Consider the following 17,823-nt stretch of genomic DNA (forward strand, 5'->3'; position numbering starts at 1 on the left):
CAAGGCTTCCTCCTAAAAGAAAGCCTTGAATCACGTTCAATCTGATTTGAGAATCCCAAGAGTCCACACGGCCTAGGTTTCGCGCCTGCGGATGGAGGCGATATCGTAGCGGGATAATCCGATGTCGCGCAGCATTCGGTCGTCGAGATCCCGCAGCTCTGCCGTGGCCTGGCGTATCGCCAGTTCTTCCCTCATCTTCGACAGCAGGAACGTCACCATCGCGCTGATCGAGACATACCATCGCGGAGCGTTCGGCGCCCGTTGGGTCCGTTTCGGATATGGTCGGGTGTAAAACAGTTGGTCGATGTGTGACATCGATATCTCCCGGCAAATATCAGTCCCGGGAGACTCTGCCGCAGCCATGTTTCCGGACCATTCCGACGCCGGAAAATACGGCTACGGCCGTAACGCGTGGCCGCGGCCGCTTTCCTGGCGATAACGGATAACAGAGCTCGCGCCACCTCGCCCTTGATGGAGCCAGCGCCGCTGGTAAAAAAATACGGTGACATCGCGCCGATGTCAGCCGGCCATGCTATGAAGAGGCCGGCGCAGTCGCCGTCTCTCTAAAACAACCCCAAGGACTTTCGTATGAAAGTGGTCAAGCTCTTCGGTCTAACACTAGGTGCGTCACTTGTGCTGTCCTCTGCAGCGCTGGCCCAGGACATCAGGGTGGCGGTTGCCTCATCGATCACCGGCAGCGAAGCCGCGTTCGGCCGCCAGTTCCAGAACGGCGCCGAGCAGGCGGTGGCCGACATCAATGCCGCAGGCGGCCTCCTCAACAGGAAGCTGGTGCTTGATGTCAACGACGACGCCTGCGATCCCAAGCAGGCGCGCTCGGTGGCGGAGAAGATCGCCAGTGCGAGAATTCCGTTCGTCGCCGGCCACTATTGTTCTTCGTCGTCGATCCCGGCGTCGGAAGCCTATGCCGACGGCAACGTGTTGCAGATTTCGCCGGGCTCGACCAATCCGCTGCTCACGGAGCGCAAGTTGTGGAACGTGCTGAGGGTCTGCGGCCGCGACGACCAGCAGGGCCTGGTTGCCGCCGCCTATATCGCCAAGAATTTCGCCGGCAAGAACATCGCGATCCTCAACGACAAGACCACCTACGGCAAGGGGCTTGCCGACGAGACCAAGAAGGCGCTCAACAAGGCCGGCGTCACCGAGAAGATGTTCGAATCCTTCAACAAGGGCGACAAGGATTTCAACTCCATCGTGTCGCGGCTGAAGCGCGAGAACATCGATCTGGTCTATCTCGGCGGCTATCATCAGGAAGCAGGCCTGATCCTGCGCCAGATGCGGGATCAAGGGCTCAAGACGGTGCTGATGGCGGGCGATGCGATCAACGACCGGGAGTTCGCCTCGATCACCGGTCCTGTTGCGGAAGGTACACTGTTCACCTTCGGTCCCGATCCGCGCGAAAAGCCGACCGCCAAGGCAATCGTCGAGAAGTTCAAGGCCAAGAACATCGATCCCGAGGGTTACACCCTCTACACCTATGCGGCGTTCCAGGTGTGGTCGCAGGCGGTGGCGAAGGCCGGTTCGACCGATCCGAAGAAGGTGATGGATACAATCAAGGCCGGTGAGTGGGACACCGTGCTCGGCAAGATGGCATTCGATTCCAAGGGTGACATCAAGGCGATCGACTATGTCGTCTATAAGTGGGACGCCAAGGGCGGCTACGCACAGGTCGACAAGGGGCTGTGAGGTAGCATGATGTCCAGGGCCAACGGACGGGTTCCGCTCGTTGGCGTATGTAGACGCTGTCTCAAGACGGCACCACGGCCTGTTGCCTGGTTCGCCCGATTGCCATGGCGAAGAACAGCAGTGCAAGGAGAGCGCAGAATTCCATCACGCCGGCCATCGATAGCGCCGTCCGGCCGTCGAAGAGAACAGCCGTGAGCGCGCTGGATAGTGCGCCGGATATCATTATAAGACAGTTGACTGCGGCGCTGACGGTGCCCGCCATTTCCGGCAGCGCTTGCAGCGCTCCCTGCATGAGGCCTGGCGCCCCGATGCCTCCGCTGAATACGACGGCGACGAACAGCAGAATAACGATGGTGGTCGGCGTCCAGTTCAACAGCGTCATGGCCAGCAGGACCGACGATGTAAGCGCCTGGATGGAAAATCCGATCGACAACGAATAATGCGATGGAACTCCGCGTGCGTTGAGCCGGCCGTCGAGGAACGCTCCAGCCATTCCGGCCAGCGCGGTCAGGCCGAATATGACTCCATATTGTGTTGAGCTCAGCCCGGCGACCTGGACAAGGAAAAGGGAGGACCCCGTCGCATAGGCGGCGAGAACTCCGAAGGACGCCGCGGCGGCAAGGAGATAGGCGCGACAGGTCGGATGCGACAGGACGCAGCGATAATCTCCGACAAGCGCCAGGAGGCTGAAGCGGGTCGCCGGCCGCGGCTTCCGGCCGTAGTCGGGGCCAAAGCGCAGGCCTATCAGCAAGAGAATCCCGAGTGCCGCAAGGCTTGCGTAGATCGCGCGCCAGTTCGCGAGATCGAGCAGGGCCGCTCCAGCCATCGGCGCGGCGATTGGGGAGACGTATATCGCCATGACGATGTTCGACAGTTTTTGGCGGACGATGGTATCGTCGAACGTGTCACGGGCGATCGCGATGGCAAGGGTCATGGCTGCCGCGCCGATGCCCTGGATGACGCGGCACGCAATCAACACCGGCAGCGATGGTGCCAGCGCGCATCCGACCGAGGCCATGATGAAGATGATGGTGCCAAGCGTGACCACCGGTTTGCGACCGTATCGATCCGACAGCGGTCCGAACGCCAGCGGCGCAAGGCCGAAGCTGATCATGTAACTGCTGATCGTCAGGCCGGCGCTATGTACCGGAACTGCAAGAGAAGTGGCTGTGTCCGCAAGGGCCGGCAGCGCCATGTCGGTGCCGAAGCCCGGGAGAGTGGCCATCAAACCGAGCAGACAGGAGAACGTGACCGAGTCCGTTTTGCCTGGAAGCACCGTCATTTGGATTTTTGCTTGCCGAAGGTTTGTGTCGTTCGTTGAGCGCTCGATCGAGGGACCACGCCCGACACTGTCAGCGGAATGTTGCGCGCTGATTTCAGTCCGCGTGCGCTCTGTTACTTCCGTAACCGTGGCTGCTTCGATGAGGATTGTTGCGGCTGTAGCGCATTCGTCCGCTCCGGTGACCTAACCGTAACACCGACCGAACACTAATGAGGGGCTGTGATTGGCCGGTCGTAGTCGACGGGCCGTCAGTGACCTCGGCTCAATTACCTAGCTCAACGGAGACCGTGCATGAAGGCGCTTCTCGTCTCGTCCCCGATGATGGGACATCTCCATCCAGTATTAGGAGTCGGGCGGGTCCTGATCGCGGACGGTTGGGAGGTCATGGGCCTGACATCGAGCTATCTGCGAAACCGCGTCGAAGAGATCGGCGCCACATTCCGCAGTTTCGTGCCCGCGGCCGACATCGATACGCGAGACGCCGCCAAGCTATTTCCGGAAATCATGACGGCGACGCCCGGCGCACAGCAATTGCGGCTGATCCTGGAGCAAGGTTTCGCCGATTTCATGCTGGCTCAATATGAGAGCATCAAAATCGTCATGCAGGAGTTTCCTCCCGACATCATCATCGGCGATCATCTCATGCTGGGCGTGTTGCCGATGCTGCTCGGTCCTCGCGCACGGCGGCCGTCCGTGGCCTTGCTTGGAACGACCTATCTCCTGTCACGTCGAGATGACGGCGCCCCGAACGATGCAGGCATTCCGCCCGCGCGCAACGACCAGCAACTAAGGGAGTATGCCGCGCTCTTTCAAACCTACGAACAATCGGTCTTTGGCCCGGCAGGACGATGCGTGAACGAGTACCTGGCCCAGATCGGGAGCAGGCCGCTGCGAATGAATCTTTATGACGCGATGGTGGAGCTGCCCGATGTCTATTTGCAGCTCACGGTGCCGCGGTTCGAGCTGCCGCGCCGCCGGCTGCCAAGTTCGGTACACTTCGTCGGCCCGCTGCCGATCACGCCGAACCAGGCGCCGGTACCTTCGTGGGCCTACGAATTGGATGGTTCACGCAAAGTCGTTCTTGTAACCCAGGGCACGTTGACCAATAACGACTTCAGCGAGTTGACCCTGCCGACGCTGGAGGCGCTGGCGAAAGAGCCGGATGTTCTCGCAATCGTCACAACGGGTGGACGTCCGATCGATGTGCTCGGCGGTCCGTTGCCTGGAAATGTGCGGGTTGCCCAGTATCTGCCGTTCGAGTGGGCATTGTCGAAGGCCGATGCATTCGTGACGAACGGCGGCTACGGCAGTGTCAATCAAGCCTTGAGTTATGGCGTTCCCATCGTCGTGGCGGGAACGGGAGCCGACCGGGGCGATGTCAGCGTCCGCATCGCCTGGTCGGGGGTGGGCATCAATCTGGCAACCAACGCACCCACCGCAGAACAATTGCGCCCCGCCGTGCGCTCGGTGCTGGACGATCCGAAATATCGCGAGCGCGCAGCGTCGCTGGCGGAGGACATTCGCAAGATCGATACCGCATCGGAGATCCGTCGCATTCTTCGGCAACAGATCTCGACCCCCTCGCAGGATCGCCCGCGCGCCAAGAAAGCCGCGCGGCGATAAGGCTGCCGTCCCGCCAGGAGTCGTCGGTCGGTCTTATCGGACTGCGCGCCGAGATCGGCTAGGGCTTGACCACGACTAGGACGACCACCGCTGTCATGGAGACGAGGATCAAGGGCAGCGTTGTCCAGGATTTTAGCGCCTTGTTCCTGACAAGGCGCCGGAGCTGGCCTGACTGGATTCCGTGCACGGCCGAGAGCAGAACGACAAAGGCGAGCTTGACTTGCAGCCACGTGTTGGAAAACCACCCGGCCGTGACCGCCAACGTCAAGCCGAAAGCCCAGACCAGCAGCATCGCCGGCGTGGTCAGCCAGCGTTCCGATTTGGCCAGAAAACCCGCGACAGGCTCGACCGATCCCGGATTCGCGCGCTCTGCCGCCAGCACGATCGAGGTGGTGATGGTGCCGGCTACGAAAAGGAAGGCACTGACGACATGCAGTGCCTTCAGCCATGGGTAAAGCGCAGCAAGGCTCACTGGACCGCACCGGTGCGCAAAGCTGCGGACTTTCGTGCGATAAGCCGCGCATTGGCAAAGCCAGCGAATGGGATGAACGCTGTCGCGAACAGCCGCACCGCCTCCGATCGGCTCCAGCCGCCTTCCGTGACCGCCTGGATCGCAGCCCAGCAATAGCCGAGAAACGCAAGGCCATGGACCGGCCCCATGACATGGACGGCGACGTTCCAGCCGGCGATATGCTTGAGTGGCACGGCGACTGCGACAAGCAGGACCAGCGTCGTCGCCTCGAGGACCGACAGGATCCCAAGCCACCGCAACTGCGTCGATTCGTAATCGTTGGACACGCGCACCTTCCCGCTTCAAGACCGGCGGCATGCATAGACAATGCGTCGCGCATTCGGTGAGTGGCCGAAATGACAACCTGCGATCATTTCCCGCCAAACCGCGCTTCGGCTATGTTCGCCGTGGTAGATGCTCGCTCCGAGGTGACCATGCATAAAGTTTCAGTTCTCGCGATGGACGGCTTCGTGCCGTTCGACCTGTCGGTCCCGTGCGAGGTGTTCGGGCGCGCGAGTGGCGTTGCCAGCTATAGTGTCCGCGTGTGCAGTGAGGCGACCGAAGTTCGGTCGAGGAATTTCACGCTGCAAACGGAGTGGGGCCTCGAGGAGCTCGTGTCGGCCGATACGGTCCTAGTGCCGGGAGTGGAGGATCCGACCGCTCCGGTCTCCCCGGCCGTGCTTGGGGCGCTTCGATCTGCCTGGGAGCGCGGAGCGAGACTGGCGTCGATCTGTTCGGGAGCCTTCGTTCTGGCGGCAACCGGCCTTCTGGATGGGCGGCGGGCCACGACGCACTGGATTTGCGCAGACGAGTTCGCACGGCGCTATCCCCGCATCCAGGTCGATCCAAACGTGCTGTTCGTTGACGAGGGGCGCCTGATCACCTCCGCCGGAGCCTCGCGGAGCCTCGGCCGGGGTGGACATGTGCCTGCATCTGCTACGCCGCGATCATGGCCAAGCCGTTGCGGCCGACGCCGCGCGGCTCGCCGTTGCGCCCCTGGTCAGGGACGGCGGCCAGTCCCAGTTCATCCGCCACGAACCGCCGAAATCGGCTGCCAGTCTGGCCTCGCTGCTTGACTGGATGAGCGCCAATCTCGACCGCACGCTCACGGTTCGGATGCTGGCCGATCAGGCGCGCATGAGTCCGAGGACGCTGGCGCGACGGTTCGAGGAACAGACCGGAACGACGCCACTGCAATGGCTGCTCAAGATGCGCATCCGCCGGGCGCAGGAACTGCTCGAAGCCAGCGAGGCTTCGGTCGATCAGATTGCAAGCTCGGTCGGATTCGAATCCGCGGTTACCTTCCGATCGCGCTTCCGGAAAGTCGCCGGCATCAGCCCGACCGCCTACCGTCAACGCTTCGGTGCCCGGGAGCGCTGACCGCGATTTATTGTCCGACATATGTGCGGTGGTGGATTTGGCTTCTCAGATGCCACTTGAGAAATATTGATAATTTACAATAGTTTATTGGGAATCCGAAGGAGCGAGGCATCGGTTTGGCTGGTCGCCAGTTGCAAGCTTGGCTGTCTTGGCGCTAATTTTGGTCCGACAATAATGGTCCCGCGCCGCCGGAGGCGGTAGGCGAGGGCTCCAACCTCGATATTTGGAATAGGGAGGCCGAGGCGCGCGTGATTGCTGATCCGTCGCTATCAGGAAATCCGGGACTATTGTCGGCCGCGGAAACCGCGCCGGCCGACTGGGATCGCCTTGCGCGCTATCTGGAAGCGCACGGCATGAGTGTCGATCTGGCGCAGCCGATCCGGCAGTTCGCCGGTGGCCTCGCCAATCGCAACTATCTCCTGATCGCCAACGGTGCCCCGACTGTCCTGCGCCGTCCGCCCGACGGCGACCTGCCACCGGGCGCCCATGACATGGCGCGCGAGCATCGCATCCTGTCGCGCCTTGCCGATGCGCTGCCCTTCATAGCAAGGGGGCTGCACTATTGCGGCGACCGCAGCGTCATCGGCGTTCCCTTCCAACTGATCGAGTATCGCGCAGGGCTCGTCATCCGCGGCGCGGATCTGTCGCCGCTGCAGGGGCGCGACGATGCACCCGGGATTCTCTCGGAGATGATGGTTGCAACATTGGCCGCGCTGCACCGGGTCGATGCGCGCGCGGTCGGACTTGAGGATCTCGGTCGCCCCGAGGGTTTCATCGCCCGCGCGATTGCCGGCTGGTCGAAACGTGGGGCGCTGGTTGCCGAGGATGGCGCGCTGCAAGGTCTATTGCAGGACATTTCGCAGTGGCTGTCCCGGCAGACATTCCGCGACCGGACACCGACGCTGCTGCACTGCGATTTCAAGCTCGACAATTTGATCCTAAATCCGCAGACGCTCTCGCCGGTCGCGCTGGTCGATTGGGACATGGGAACGCGGGGCGATCCGCTGTTCGATCTGGCGACGCTCTTGAGCTACTGGGCGCAGCCGGATGATCCGCCGGCGTTGCAGCGGCTGCAGCAGATGCCGACGGCTCAGCCCGGATTCTGGCGGCGTGCCGAGGTCGCGCGGCGCTATGCCGACCTGACCGGTCTGGATATCGACGACCTGCCGGCGATGCGCGTGCTCGCGCTGTTCAAGCTCGGGATCGTGTTCCTGCAATTGCACCGCCAATGGGTCAACGGCGCGGTGAGGGACAATCGCTATGCCGACTTCGCCCGCGTTGGCGAAGATATTCTTCTGGTCGCGCGCGATGCCACGACCGGAACTGAGCGAGGAAACTGACGATGCATCAACTCGACATGAACTTTTCGCTGCCGCCGCGCGTGTCCGAACTGGCCGATCGCGTGAAAGCCTTCGTCAAGGACACGGTGGTCCCGTTCGAAAAGGACAAGCGCTGGACGTCCCATGGACCGACCGATGAGCTGCGGCGCGAGCTCAATGCGCTCGCGCGCAAGGCCGGCGTATTCGCGCCGCATGCGCCGGCGGAATATGGTGGCCAGCATCTGTCGCATATCGGCCGCGCCGCCGTGTTCACCGCCGCCGGCTATTCCATGCTCGGTCCCGTCGCGCTGCATTGCGCCGCGCCCGACGAGGGCAACATCCATCTCCTTGATGTCGTGACGCGGCCCGATCAGCGCGAGCGCTATTTGAAGCCGCTCGCGACCGGAGAAGTCCGCTCCTGCTTCTGCATGACGGAGCCTGCTCCCGGCGCAGGCTCCGATCCTGGCCAGTTGCAGACGACGGCGCGGCGCGATGGCAATGACTGGGTCATCGACGGCGAGAAATGGCTGATCACCGGCGCCGAGGGCGCCGCCTTTGCGATCATCATGGCGAAGACGAGCGGCGGCGGAATGGAAGGGGCAGCCACCATGTTCCTCGCCGACATGTCCGATCCCGCCATCACGATCGAGCGCACGCTCGACACCATCGATTCCAGCTTTGTCGGCGGTCACGCGGTGGTCCGCTTCAACGGGCTGCGCGTGCCGGCCGATGCCGTGCTCGGCGAGATCGGACAGGGTTTTCGCCACGCCCAGGTTCGCCTCGCGCCGGCGCGGCTGACGCATTGCATGCGCTGGCTCGGCGCCGCGATCCGCGCCCAGGAGATCGCTACCGAATACGCGCGGCGTCGCACGGCGTTTGGCAAGCCGCTCGGCGAGCACGAGGGCGTCTCCTTCATGCTGGCCGACAACGCGATGGATATCCATCAGGCGCAACTGACGATCTGGCACACGGCGTGGATGCTCGACAAAGGCGAGCGGGCCTCGAGCGAAAGTTCGATGGCCAAGGTGATCTGCTCGGAAGCGATCGCGCGCGTCGCCGACCGTTCGCTGCAGATCCTCGGCGGGCTCGGCACCACGCGCGATACCGTGGTCGAGCGGTTCTATCGCGACGTCCGCGCCTTCCGCATCTATGACGGCCCGTCGGAAGTGCACCGCTGGGCGATCGGACGGCGGATCGTGACCCATGGCGGCCGATAGGCGGCGGTAAGAGCCGCAGCAAAACAAAACAACAAGCGCAAAACGCGCGAACACGGAGGAAATGATGCGCGATATCTGGTCACCGCCGAAGGAGCCTGCGGTCGAAAGCTATGAAAGCTTGTGCGCCAATTTCCGCTGGCAGGTGCCGGAGACCTTCAATTTCGGTGCCGATATCATCGACCGCCGCGCCCGCGAGCAGGATGGTCCGGCGCTGATCTGGGAGAACGCCGCCGGCGAGACCCGGCGCTACAGCTATTCCGATCTGTCGCGGCTCACGAACCGGCTCGCGAATGTTTTGCGGGCGAACGGCGTGGAGAAGGGCGACCGCGTCATCATCATGCTGCCGCGGCTGGCGGAATGGTTCGTCGCGCTAATTGCGGCGATGAAGATCGGCGCGGTGCCGATCCCGTGCATCGAGATGCTGACGGCGCGCGATATCGAATACCGCGTCGCCAATGCCGAGGCCAAGGCGGCGATCTGCCGTCCCGGGCAGACCGCCAAGTTCGCATCCGTGGAGACGCTGATCCCGGTCAGGATCGCGCTCGGCCAGACGTCGGGCTGGCTCGATTGGAACAGCGAAGTGGCGCGCGCCTCCGAGACGATCGAGCCGGCGATCGTCAGGGCCGAAGATCCCGCGATCATGTACTACACGTCAGGCTCGACCGGCCACCCGAAGGCCGTCGTCCATGCCGCGCGGGCGATTTATGCGTGGCGGGTGTCGGCGATCTACTGGCTCGACCTGCGTCCCGGCGAGGTGATCTGGTGCACGGCAGACACCGGCTGGAGCAAGGCGGGCACGAGCATCATCTTCGGACCGCTGAGCTGCGGCGCCTGTTCTTTCTTTTTCGACGGCCCGTTCGTGCCGAACGATCGGCTCGAACTCCTGCGCAAGCACCAGGTCACTGTCTACTGCGCGCCCGGCACGGAGCTGTCGCGGGTCGTTGGCGAAGTCCGCGCACGCGGTGATCTCGGCCGGCTGCGCCGCGTCGTCACCGCGGGCGAAGCCATGAACCCCGTCGTCGCCGAGCGCTGGGAGGCGGCGACCGGCATCCGCATCGATGAAGCCTATGGGCAGACCGAAGCCTTGATGGTCGCGCTGAACTATCCAACCGAGCCGGTCCGTTACGGTTCGATGGGGCGTCCGTCGCCGGGCTCTGATCTCGATGTGATCGACGCTGATGGCAACCGCTTGCCGCCGGGGCAGGAGGGCGATCTCGCGCTGAAGATGCCCAACCCGCAATTGATGCTCGGCTACTGGAAGGATGCGGAGCGCACCGCGGCCTGCTTTGTCGACGGTCCCGACGGGCGCTGGTTTCTGACCAGCGATCGCGCGGAGAAGGATGCCGACGGTTATCTCTGGTATCGCGGGCGCTCGGACGATGTGATCAATTCAGCAGGCTATCGCATCGGCCCGATCGAGGTCGAGAACGCGCTGGCCGAGCATCCGGCGGTGCAGATGTGCGCGGTGGTCGGCAGTCCCGACATCGAGCGCGGCGAGATCGTGAAGGCGTTCGTCGTGCTGCGGCAAGGCCATGCCCCGTCGCCGGAGCTGACGCGCGAATTGCAGGATCACGTCAAGTCGGTCACCGCGCCCTACAAATATCCGCGCGCGATCGCGTATATCGCGGAGCTTCCGATGACGATCACCGGCAAGATCCGTCGCCGCGAATTGCGCGACCGCGAGTTCGCGCGAGGCGTCGTCTGATGTCTGTAGCGGATCTCAGCAACAACGTCCAAGAGCGCAACGAGCCGGTCTACCGGTTCGTGGTGCGCAGCATCGAAGCCAAGATCATGTCGGGCGAGTGGGCCGTCGGCGACCGGGTGCCAGCGGAGACCGCGCTGGCCGCGGGCTTTGGTGTCCACCGCTCGACGGTCCGCGAAGCGATCCGGGTGCTGGAGCAGAACGGCCTCGTCCGCCGTCACGACGGCGGCAAGCTGCTCTATGTCTCCGTGCCCCGTGAGGCCGACATTTCCGAGAAGGTGACGGCGGCGATCGTGCTGCAGGAGATCAGCTTCTTCGAACTCTGGGAAAGCATGCGTTGTTTCGAGCCGGTGCTGGCCGAATGCGCCGCGACGCGGATCGACGACGATATGCTGGCCGCGCTCCGGGCCAATGTCGACAAGACCAAGACGGCGCTCGAGGACAAGCAGAGCCTCGTCGAACTCGATATCGAGTTTCACCAGATCATCGCGCGTGCCTCGCGCAACCGCGCCCTGCAGCTCAGCCGCGAGCCGATGAGCCAGCTATTCTATCCGGCTTTCCTGCGGGTGTTCTCCCGATTGAACGCGGGCGAGCGCCTGGTGTTCGCCCATGAGAAGATCCTGCGGGCGCTCAGCGATCGCAACCCCGCCGGGGCGCGGTCCTGGATGGACAAGCACATCGTCGATTTCCGCCGCGGCTACGAGCTTGCCAATTTCGATATCGACGCGCCGGTAGGCTGGTCGCAGCGACCCGCGTAGGTCGCGTCAATCTCAAAAGCGGAAGCGCAACCCGGCCGTAGTGGCGACGTTGCTATGCTCGAAGAAGCCGAACCCCAATCCGCCGTTGACCTGCGTGAACATCACGCCGACATAGGTATCCCATTTAGGCGCAAACCTCCAATCGACCGCGGTGGAAATTGCGTCGAACGTCCCGGCGCATTGCGGGTGTTCGCTAGAGGAGCAGAAGGCGGGGCCTCTGGCGGCAGTGCCGAAGAAGGAGTCCTGGATGTAGTGATAATAGGCGCCGATCACGTCCAGATCGTCGGTTATGGAGTATTTCGCGCCGGCCCACATGACCTGAAAGGTCTTGTTGCCGAGCCCGCCGACGCCGAACGCGGCATTGTTGATGTTCGTGTTGTTGAGGGCATCGCAGCCCTGACAAAGGAAGTTTCCTGCGATGTCGGTGAAGGCGACTTGCGGATTGCTCGGCGGCTCGTATCGGATGTATTCGTAACCGGCGTACAGCTTCAGCGACTTGGTCGTGTATCTCGCCACCAACATCGCGGCGGTGTTGTCGGAGATCGTCGCCGTCAGGGTCTGCGGCAGGAACGGGGGGATCGGCGCTCCAAACGCGTTGTTTGCGTTTGCTCCCGACGCCAGCGCGAGCGATACGGAATTCTTGACATGGCTGTAAATGGCGTCGACCGAGAGCACGTCATTGCCGCGGATCGGAATGTCGCCGCCGAGCTGGAATTGATAGGCGCCGGTGGAGGCATTGTTCTCGTCATAACCGCCGAACTGCCACAGCGCCGCTGCCCGGAAGTGGTTGAAGTTGTACCGGTACTTCACCGACGTCGAGTGTCTGCAGTTTTCGGTGTTGCCGCCGCCGCAGGTTATACCCTGGAAGCCGATCGCCGAGAATCCGTAGGAGGCGCCGAACGGATCGTAATCGAACACGGCATCCAGCGTCAGCGAGTTCTGCCGGAAGAGGGTCAGCGTGCCATAAGTGGGAGAACTGACGCCGACGTAGCCCTGACCGTTGTACCACTGGCCGGCGCGGCTTGAATCCGAGTAGGCGGTTTGCAGGTTTTGCGGGACGCCGGCGTTCGCGGCAATCGATCCGGGTCCATTCGAGAATCGCAGCGAGTAGGGGTCGAAGCCGGCATCGAGGTCAAAGACGAAAGAAAAGTCCTCGCCGATCGGCCTGGTTCCTTTGATGCCGATGGTCGAATTGCTCAACGCATTGGGCGCAAGGGTCCATGTCGCCAACCGGTTCTGTTTCTGGATCAGGTAGGAGGCTGCAACTGCAGATCGCGGATCAAACGACGCACCGTGGCTTTGCCAGCCGAAGCCGGTGTCGATGATGCCGAAGACCGTGATGCCTTCCCAGGTGAGCTGGCAATTGGTCGTGACGAAGTCCGATGGGTCGGTGCACGGACGCGGCGTCATGGCCGAAGCCGCCGGCGCCTTGGTCGGCGTGACGTCGGCCGCCCATGCCTCCGATGCGCCCGAGGCGCCGACAACCGCAAGAAGGAATGCCGCACAGATCCCGAGCTTTGCCATCAGAAAGCTCCCGGCGACCGGCCCCACGGCGCCTGGCCAAGCTTGGCTTGCCGGCCGATCGTGCAGCAAGCAACATTCAACAGGTTGTGCAGCGCCCAGCCAAAAAAGTTCGTTCCAGTAGCGGCCGGGCCACACAGCGCTACCAGCGGAGGCCCCCGTGGACCGGATCCCATCCTCCGCCATCACATTTTGGTGCAACGCGGCGATCCAGCCATCGACAGAGCATCGATCTGCCGTTGCTATACGTTCATACCGTTGGCTTTCCCGATCCGGATGCTATTGATCCGGATCAAACGGGACAAAGGCGCGAAACGTGAGTCTTGCAGGGATAACAATGGCCCGGTTCGCCGGTGCCGTCGCATTGGGGACCGCCATGTTCGGCGCGCTGGCCGCCGCCGAGGCCCAGCAGGCCGCCGGACCCCCGGCTGTGGGTATCATCGAGGCGGTCAAGCGGCCCGTCACCCAATCCAACGAGTTCCTGGGACGGATCGAGGCCACCAATCGCGTCAATGTGGTCGCCCGCGTCACCGCCTTCCTGGAAAAGCGGAACTTCGTCGAAGGCGCCGAGGTCAAGACCGGCGATATGCTCTACGAGCTCGAGCGCGGCCCGTTCGAGGCCGACCTTGAGTCCAAGAAGGCGCAGGTCGCGCAATTGCAGGCGACCCTCGTCAACGCCAAGCTGACGACCGGCCGCGCCAAGGCCTTGCTCGGCGGCCCGGCCGGCCAGCAGTCCACCTATGATGCCGCGCTCGCGAACGAGCAGAGTCTGGAAGCGCAGGTGCAGGCCGCCCAGGCGCAAGTCGACCTCTCAAAGATCAATCTGGACTACACCCAGATCCGCTCGCCGATCGACGGCAAGTTCGGCCGCACGGCGGTGACCGAGGGCAACGTCGTGAGCCCGAGCTCGGGGGTGCTCACCACGATCGTGAGCCAGGACCCGATGTACGTCACCTTCCCGGTCTCGGTGCGCGAAGCCCTCACGCTGCGCGACCGCTACGCGACGCTGGGCGGGTTCAGGGCGGTCGTGATCAGGGTCCGTCTGCCCGACGGCAAGCTCTATGACCAGGTCGGCCAGCTCAACTTCGTCAACAACACGATCGCGCAGAATACCGACACGATCACGCTGCGCGGCATTATCCCCAATCCTGTGCTGCCCCATCTGTCGTCAGCAGACGACGTCACCGTGCGCCAGCTCACCGACAATGAGTTCGTCACCGTCCTGCTCGAGGGCGTGCAGCCGGTCGATGTGGTGGCGATCCCGCGCTCGGCCGTGCTGTCGGATCAGCAGGGCGACTATGTCTTCGTGCTCGGGGCCGACAACAAGGCGGAGCAGCGCCGGATCGTCCTCGGACAGTCGACCGCGACCATCGCTGCGGTGACGAGTGGGCTTTCGGTCGGAGAGAAGGTGATCGCTGAAGGAATGCAGCGGGTGCGGCCCGGCCAGCCCGTGGCGCCGGGACCGGCGAGCGCGCTGATCCAGTCGAGCCTGAAGGAAACGGCGGAAAACACCGGATCGAGCCAAAGCAGCGGTGCGATCGGTCCGAAGCCTGCGGGCACCAGCCCATGATTTCCGCCGTCTTCGTCGATCGTCCACGGCTTGCCATCGTCATCGCGCTGGTCATCACCATCGCAGGCGCGCTGGCGCTGCTGCAAATCCCGGTGGCGCAGTTTCCGGACATCGTGCCGCCGCAGGTCACCGTCACCGCCAATTTCCCCGGCGCTTCCGCCGAGGTGGTGGAATCGAGCGTTGCGCAGCCGCTCGAGGCCCAGGTCGTCGGCGTCGACAAGATGCTCTACATGAAGTCGACCAGCGGCAATGACGGCAGCTACACGCTGACCGTCTCGTTCGCGCTCGGCACCAATCCTGACATCAACACCGTCAACGTCAACAACCGCGTCCAGAGCGCGCTCGCGCAACTGCCGACCGAGGTGCAGGCGCAAGGCCTGGTCGTGCAGAAGAAATCCTCGGCGGTGCTGCAGTTCATCGTGCTGTACAGCAAGAGCGGCCAGCAGGATCCGCTGTTCATCACCAACTACGCGATCATCAACGTGCTCGATGCGATCTCGCGCACGCCGGGCGTCGGCCAGGCCTCGCTGTTCGCGAAGCTGAACTACTCGATGCGGATCTGGTTCGACACGCAGCGGCTCACCAGCCTCAATCTGGCGCCGTCGGATGTGATCGCGGCGATCCGTGCGCAGAGCGTGCAGGCGCCGGTCGGCCGCATCGGCGCCCGTCCGATCGCCGAGGACCAGCAGTTCCAGTTCAACGTGCAGACGCAAGGGCGGCTCACGACGTCGGCCCAGTTCGGCAATATCGTGCTGCGCGCCAATCCGGACGGCTCGGTGCTCCGGATCAGCGACGTCGCCCGGGTCGAGATCGGCGCCCAGAACATGGACAGCGAGTCCCGGATCGACGGCCAGCCCGGCGTGCCGATCGGCATCTATCTTGCGCCGGGGGCCAATGCGGTGACCACCGCCGCGGCGGTGCAGTCCACGCTCACCAGATTGTCGGAACGGTTTCCTCCTGGCCTGACCTATCTGGTGCAGTACGACTCCACGACCTTCGTCTCCGATACCATCAAGGAAGTGCTGAAGACGCTGGGCGAAGCCTTCGTGCTGGTCGTGATCGTCGTGTTCCTGTTCCTCGGCAACCTGCGCGCCACGGTGATCCCGGCGGTCGCGGTGCCGGTCAGCCTGATCGGCACCTTCGCGGTTCTCCTGATCCTCGGCTATTCCGCCAACACCGTGTCGCTGCTTGCGATGGTGCTTGCCATCGGCATCGTGGTCGACGACGCCATCGTCGTGGTCGAGAATGTCGAACGCGTGATGGAGAGCGAGCCCGAGCTGTCGCCGGCGGAGGCCACCAAAAAGGCGATGGCGCAGATCACCGCGCCGATCATCGCGATTTCGCTGGTGCTGTTGTCGGTGTTCGTGCCGATTGCGTTCATCCCCGGCATCTCCGGAACCCTGTTCCGCCAGTTTGCGGTGACGATCAGCGCGGCGATGGTGATCTCGGCGCTGAACGCGCTGACGCTGTCGCCGGCGCTCTGTGCCGTGTTCCTGCGGCATACCGGGCCGCGCCGCGGCATCATGGGGCGCGTGCTCGGCGGCATCGACTGGGTCCGCGACCGCTATGCCGGCATGGTGCGCCGGCTGCTGCGGGTGGCGATATTGTCGCTGGTCGCGGTGCTGGTGTTTGCCGGCGGCGTTCTCGGCGTGTCGCGAATAACGCCGACGGGCTTCCTGCCCGAGGAGGATCAGGGCGCCTTCTTCATCTCGGTGCAATTGCCTGACGGTGCGTCGGTGTCGCGCACCAGCCAGGTGACCAAGCAGGTCGAGGCGCTCTTGAAGAACATGCCGCAGGTCGAGCACGTGCTCTCGATCATCGGCTTCTCGCTGCTCGACGGCGCGAGCGAGCCGAACTCGGCCTTCATGGTGGCGCGCATGAAGCCGTTCGCCGATCGGCGGGCGGCCGCGGATTCGGTGCAGGCGACGATCCGGCGAATGTTTGGCGAGGGCGCGCAGATACGGCAGGCCAATATCCTGCCGTTCAACCTGCCGCCGATCATCGGGCTTTCGACCTCCGGCGGCTTCGAATATCAGCTCGATGCGCTGGAGGGGCAGGATCCGGCCGCGCTCGGCAGCACAATGACCGGCCTGATCAATGCGGCCAACCGCGATCCGCGGCTGGCGCGCGTATTCTCGACCTTCACCGCGACCAATCCATCGATCTATCTCGACATCGACCGGGCCAAGGCGCAGGCGCTCGGGCTGAACATGGCCGACGTGTTCACCGCGCTGCAGGCGACGCTGGGCGGCATCTACGTCAACAACTTCAACCTGTTCGGCCGCACCTGGCAGGTCAATGTGGAGGGCGAGGCCGCCAACCGCGGCGACATCTCCGACATCTGGCGGATCTATGTCCGCAACAGCGGCGGCGAGATGGTGCCGATGCGCTCCATCGCGAGCTTGAGGATCGTCACCGGACCGCAGGTCATCACCCGCTACAACAACTACCGTTCGGTCACCATCAACGGCAGCCCGGCGCCGGGCGTCTCGTCGGGCACCGCGATCGCCGCAATGGAGGAGATTTCGCGGGCGACGCTGCCGGCCGGCTATTCCTACGAATGGACCGGCACCGCCTATCAGGAGCAGGCGGCCTCGGGGCAGACCGGCATCATCCTCGCGCTCGCGGTGCTGTTCGCCTATCTGTTCCTGGTTGCGCTCTACGAGAGCTGGACCATTCCGATCCCGGTCCTGTTGTCGGTCACGGTCGGCGTGCTCGGTTCGTACACGGCGATCAAGGTCGCGGGCTTGAACCTCGACCTCTACGGCCAGATCGGCCTCGTGGTGCTGATCGCGCTCGCCGCCAAGAACGGCATCTTGATCGTCGAGTTTGCCAAGGAGCAGCGCGAGGGCGGATTGCCGATTGCGCAAGCCGCGGAGCTCGGTGCCCAGATGCGGTTCCGCGCCGTGATGATGACCTCGATCGCCTTCATTCTCGGCCTTGTGCCGCTGGTGGTCGCGACCGGCGCCGCCGAGATCAGCCGCAGGGCGGTCGGCACAGTGGTGTTCGGCGGCATGCTCGCCGCAAGCTCGATCGGCATTTTCCTGGTGCCGATGCTCTACATCACCTTCCAGCGCTGGCGCGAAGAGGCGAAACGCCGTTTCGGCAAACCGGCCGAAACACCGCACGCGCCGCCCGCGGAGTAGAATGGTGGGTGAACTAGGGTCTGTTGGGATTCAGGATTCTCATTCGTGCTTGGCTGTGATTCAAGCTTTGGATGGAACGATTCGTTTTGA

Annotated in this window: 14 protein-coding genes and 1 pseudogene; 10 read left to right on the forward strand and 5 right to left on the reverse strand. The window is 63.5% G+C overall.

Features of this window, described 5'->3' with window-relative positions:
* Positions 1-72 precede the first annotated feature (72 nt).
* Positions 73-315, reverse strand: a complete 243-nt coding sequence (locus AAFX91_RS26220) for a DUF1127 domain-containing protein (RefSeq protein ID WP_165421186.1) — start codon at positions 313-315, stop codon at positions 73-75.
* A 273-nt stretch (positions 316-588) separates the two neighbouring features.
* Here AAFX91_RS26220 and AAFX91_RS26225 point away from each other — a divergent pair, with 273 nt between their 5' ends.
* On the forward strand, positions 589-1,704 hold the full coding sequence (locus tag AAFX91_RS26225; RefSeq protein ID WP_130579771.1) for a branched-chain amino acid ABC transporter substrate-binding protein: 1,116 nt from the start codon (positions 589-591) through the stop codon (positions 1,702-1,704).
* A gap of 61 nt (positions 1,705-1,765) precedes the next feature.
* Here AAFX91_RS26225 and AAFX91_RS26230 read toward each other — a convergent pair whose 3' ends face one another.
* On the reverse strand, positions 1,766-2,986 hold the full coding sequence (locus AAFX91_RS26230; protein ID WP_130579772.1) for a multidrug effflux MFS transporter: 1,221 nt from the start codon (positions 2,984-2,986) through the stop codon (positions 1,766-1,768).
* Positions 2,987-3,277: 291 nt separating this feature from the next.
* Between AAFX91_RS26230 and AAFX91_RS26235 the strand changes: the two genes are divergently transcribed.
* The gene (locus AAFX91_RS26235) at positions 3,278-4,609 is read left to right on the forward strand and encodes a nucleotide disphospho-sugar-binding domain-containing protein (protein ID WP_394568593.1); all 1,332 of its coding nucleotides are present in this window, start codon (positions 3,278-3,280) and stop codon (positions 4,607-4,609) included.
* Between the two features lie 58 nt (positions 4,610-4,667).
* On the opposite strand, the gene AAFX91_RS26240 is transcribed toward AAFX91_RS26235, so the two are convergent.
* Together AAFX91_RS26240 and AAFX91_RS26245 are read right to left on the reverse strand one after the other, a co-directional pair.
* Entirely contained in the window at positions 4,668-5,081 is a 414-nt protein-coding gene (locus AAFX91_RS26240) for a CopD family protein (RefSeq protein WP_165421157.1), read from the reverse strand.
* Positions 5,078-5,407 carry a DUF3817 domain-containing protein gene (locus AAFX91_RS26245; protein ID WP_130579568.1) on the reverse strand — a complete coding sequence of 110 codons (330 nt, stop codon included), beginning with the start codon at positions 5,405-5,407 and terminating at the stop codon, positions 5,078-5,080. Before AAFX91_RS26245 ends, AAFX91_RS26240 begins: the two co-directional genes overlap by 4 nt.
* 171 nt (positions 5,408-5,578) lie before the next feature.
* On the opposite strand from AAFX91_RS26245, the pseudogene AAFX91_RS26250 reads away from it, so the two are divergent.
* The 6 genes and pseudogenes from AAFX91_RS26250 to AAFX91_RS26275 form a co-directional block, all read left to right on the forward strand.
* Positions 5,579-5,959 (forward strand): annotated as a pseudogene (locus AAFX91_RS26250) (DJ-1/PfpI family protein); the annotation flags it as partial.
* Between the two features lie 82 nt (positions 5,960-6,041).
* Complete coding sequence (locus tag AAFX91_RS26255) at positions 6,042-6,500, forward strand: GlxA family transcriptional regulator (protein WP_394568594.1); 459 nt, start codon at positions 6,042-6,044, stop codon at positions 6,498-6,500.
* A gap of 248 nt (positions 6,501-6,748) precedes the next feature.
* Positions 6,749-7,840 carry a phosphotransferase family protein gene (locus AAFX91_RS26260; RefSeq protein ID WP_130579566.1) on the forward strand — a complete coding sequence of 364 codons (1,092 nt, stop codon included), beginning with the start codon at positions 6,749-6,751 and terminating at the stop codon, positions 7,838-7,840.
* A 2-nt stretch (positions 7,841-7,842) separates the two neighbouring features.
* On the forward strand, positions 7,843-9,036 hold the full coding sequence (locus tag AAFX91_RS26265; protein WP_245476307.1) for an acyl-CoA dehydrogenase family protein: 1,194 nt from the start codon (positions 7,843-7,845) through the stop codon (positions 9,034-9,036).
* 64 nt (positions 9,037-9,100) lie between these two features.
* Complete coding sequence (locus AAFX91_RS26270; protein ID WP_130579565.1) at positions 9,101-10,741, forward strand: acyl-CoA synthetase; 1,641 nt, start codon at positions 9,101-9,103, stop codon at positions 10,739-10,741.
* Complete coding sequence (locus tag AAFX91_RS26275; protein ID WP_130579564.1) at positions 10,741-11,496, forward strand: FadR/GntR family transcriptional regulator; 756 nt, start codon at positions 10,741-10,743, stop codon at positions 11,494-11,496. The genes AAFX91_RS26270 and AAFX91_RS26275 overlap by 1 nt, the downstream gene beginning before the upstream one ends.
* Before the next feature lie 12 nt (positions 11,497-11,508).
* On the opposite strand, the gene AAFX91_RS26280 is transcribed toward AAFX91_RS26275, so the two are convergent.
* Positions 11,509-13,020, reverse strand: coding sequence for a porin (locus AAFX91_RS26280; RefSeq protein WP_130579563.1), 1,512 nt, complete (start codon positions 13,018-13,020; stop codon positions 11,509-11,511).
* A 334-nt stretch (positions 13,021-13,354) separates the two neighbouring features.
* Here AAFX91_RS26280 and AAFX91_RS26285 point away from each other — a divergent pair, with 334 nt between their 5' ends.
* On the forward strand, positions 13,355-14,587 hold the full coding sequence (locus AAFX91_RS26285; RefSeq protein WP_394568595.1) for an efflux RND transporter periplasmic adaptor subunit: 1,233 nt from the start codon (positions 13,355-13,357) through the stop codon (positions 14,585-14,587).
* Positions 14,584-17,733: an efflux RND transporter permease subunit gene (locus AAFX91_RS26290; RefSeq protein WP_394568596.1), complete on the forward strand. Its 3,150-nt coding sequence runs from the start codon at positions 14,584-14,586 to the stop codon at positions 17,731-17,733. The genes AAFX91_RS26285 and AAFX91_RS26290 overlap by 4 nt, the downstream gene beginning before the upstream one ends.
* Positions 17,734-17,823 lie beyond the last annotated feature (90 nt).

The sequence above is a fragment of the Bradyrhizobium sp. 31Argb genome (assembly GCF_043638955.1).
In the GTDB taxonomy this organism is placed as follows: Bacteria; Pseudomonadota; Alphaproteobacteria; order Rhizobiales; family Xanthobacteraceae; genus Bradyrhizobium.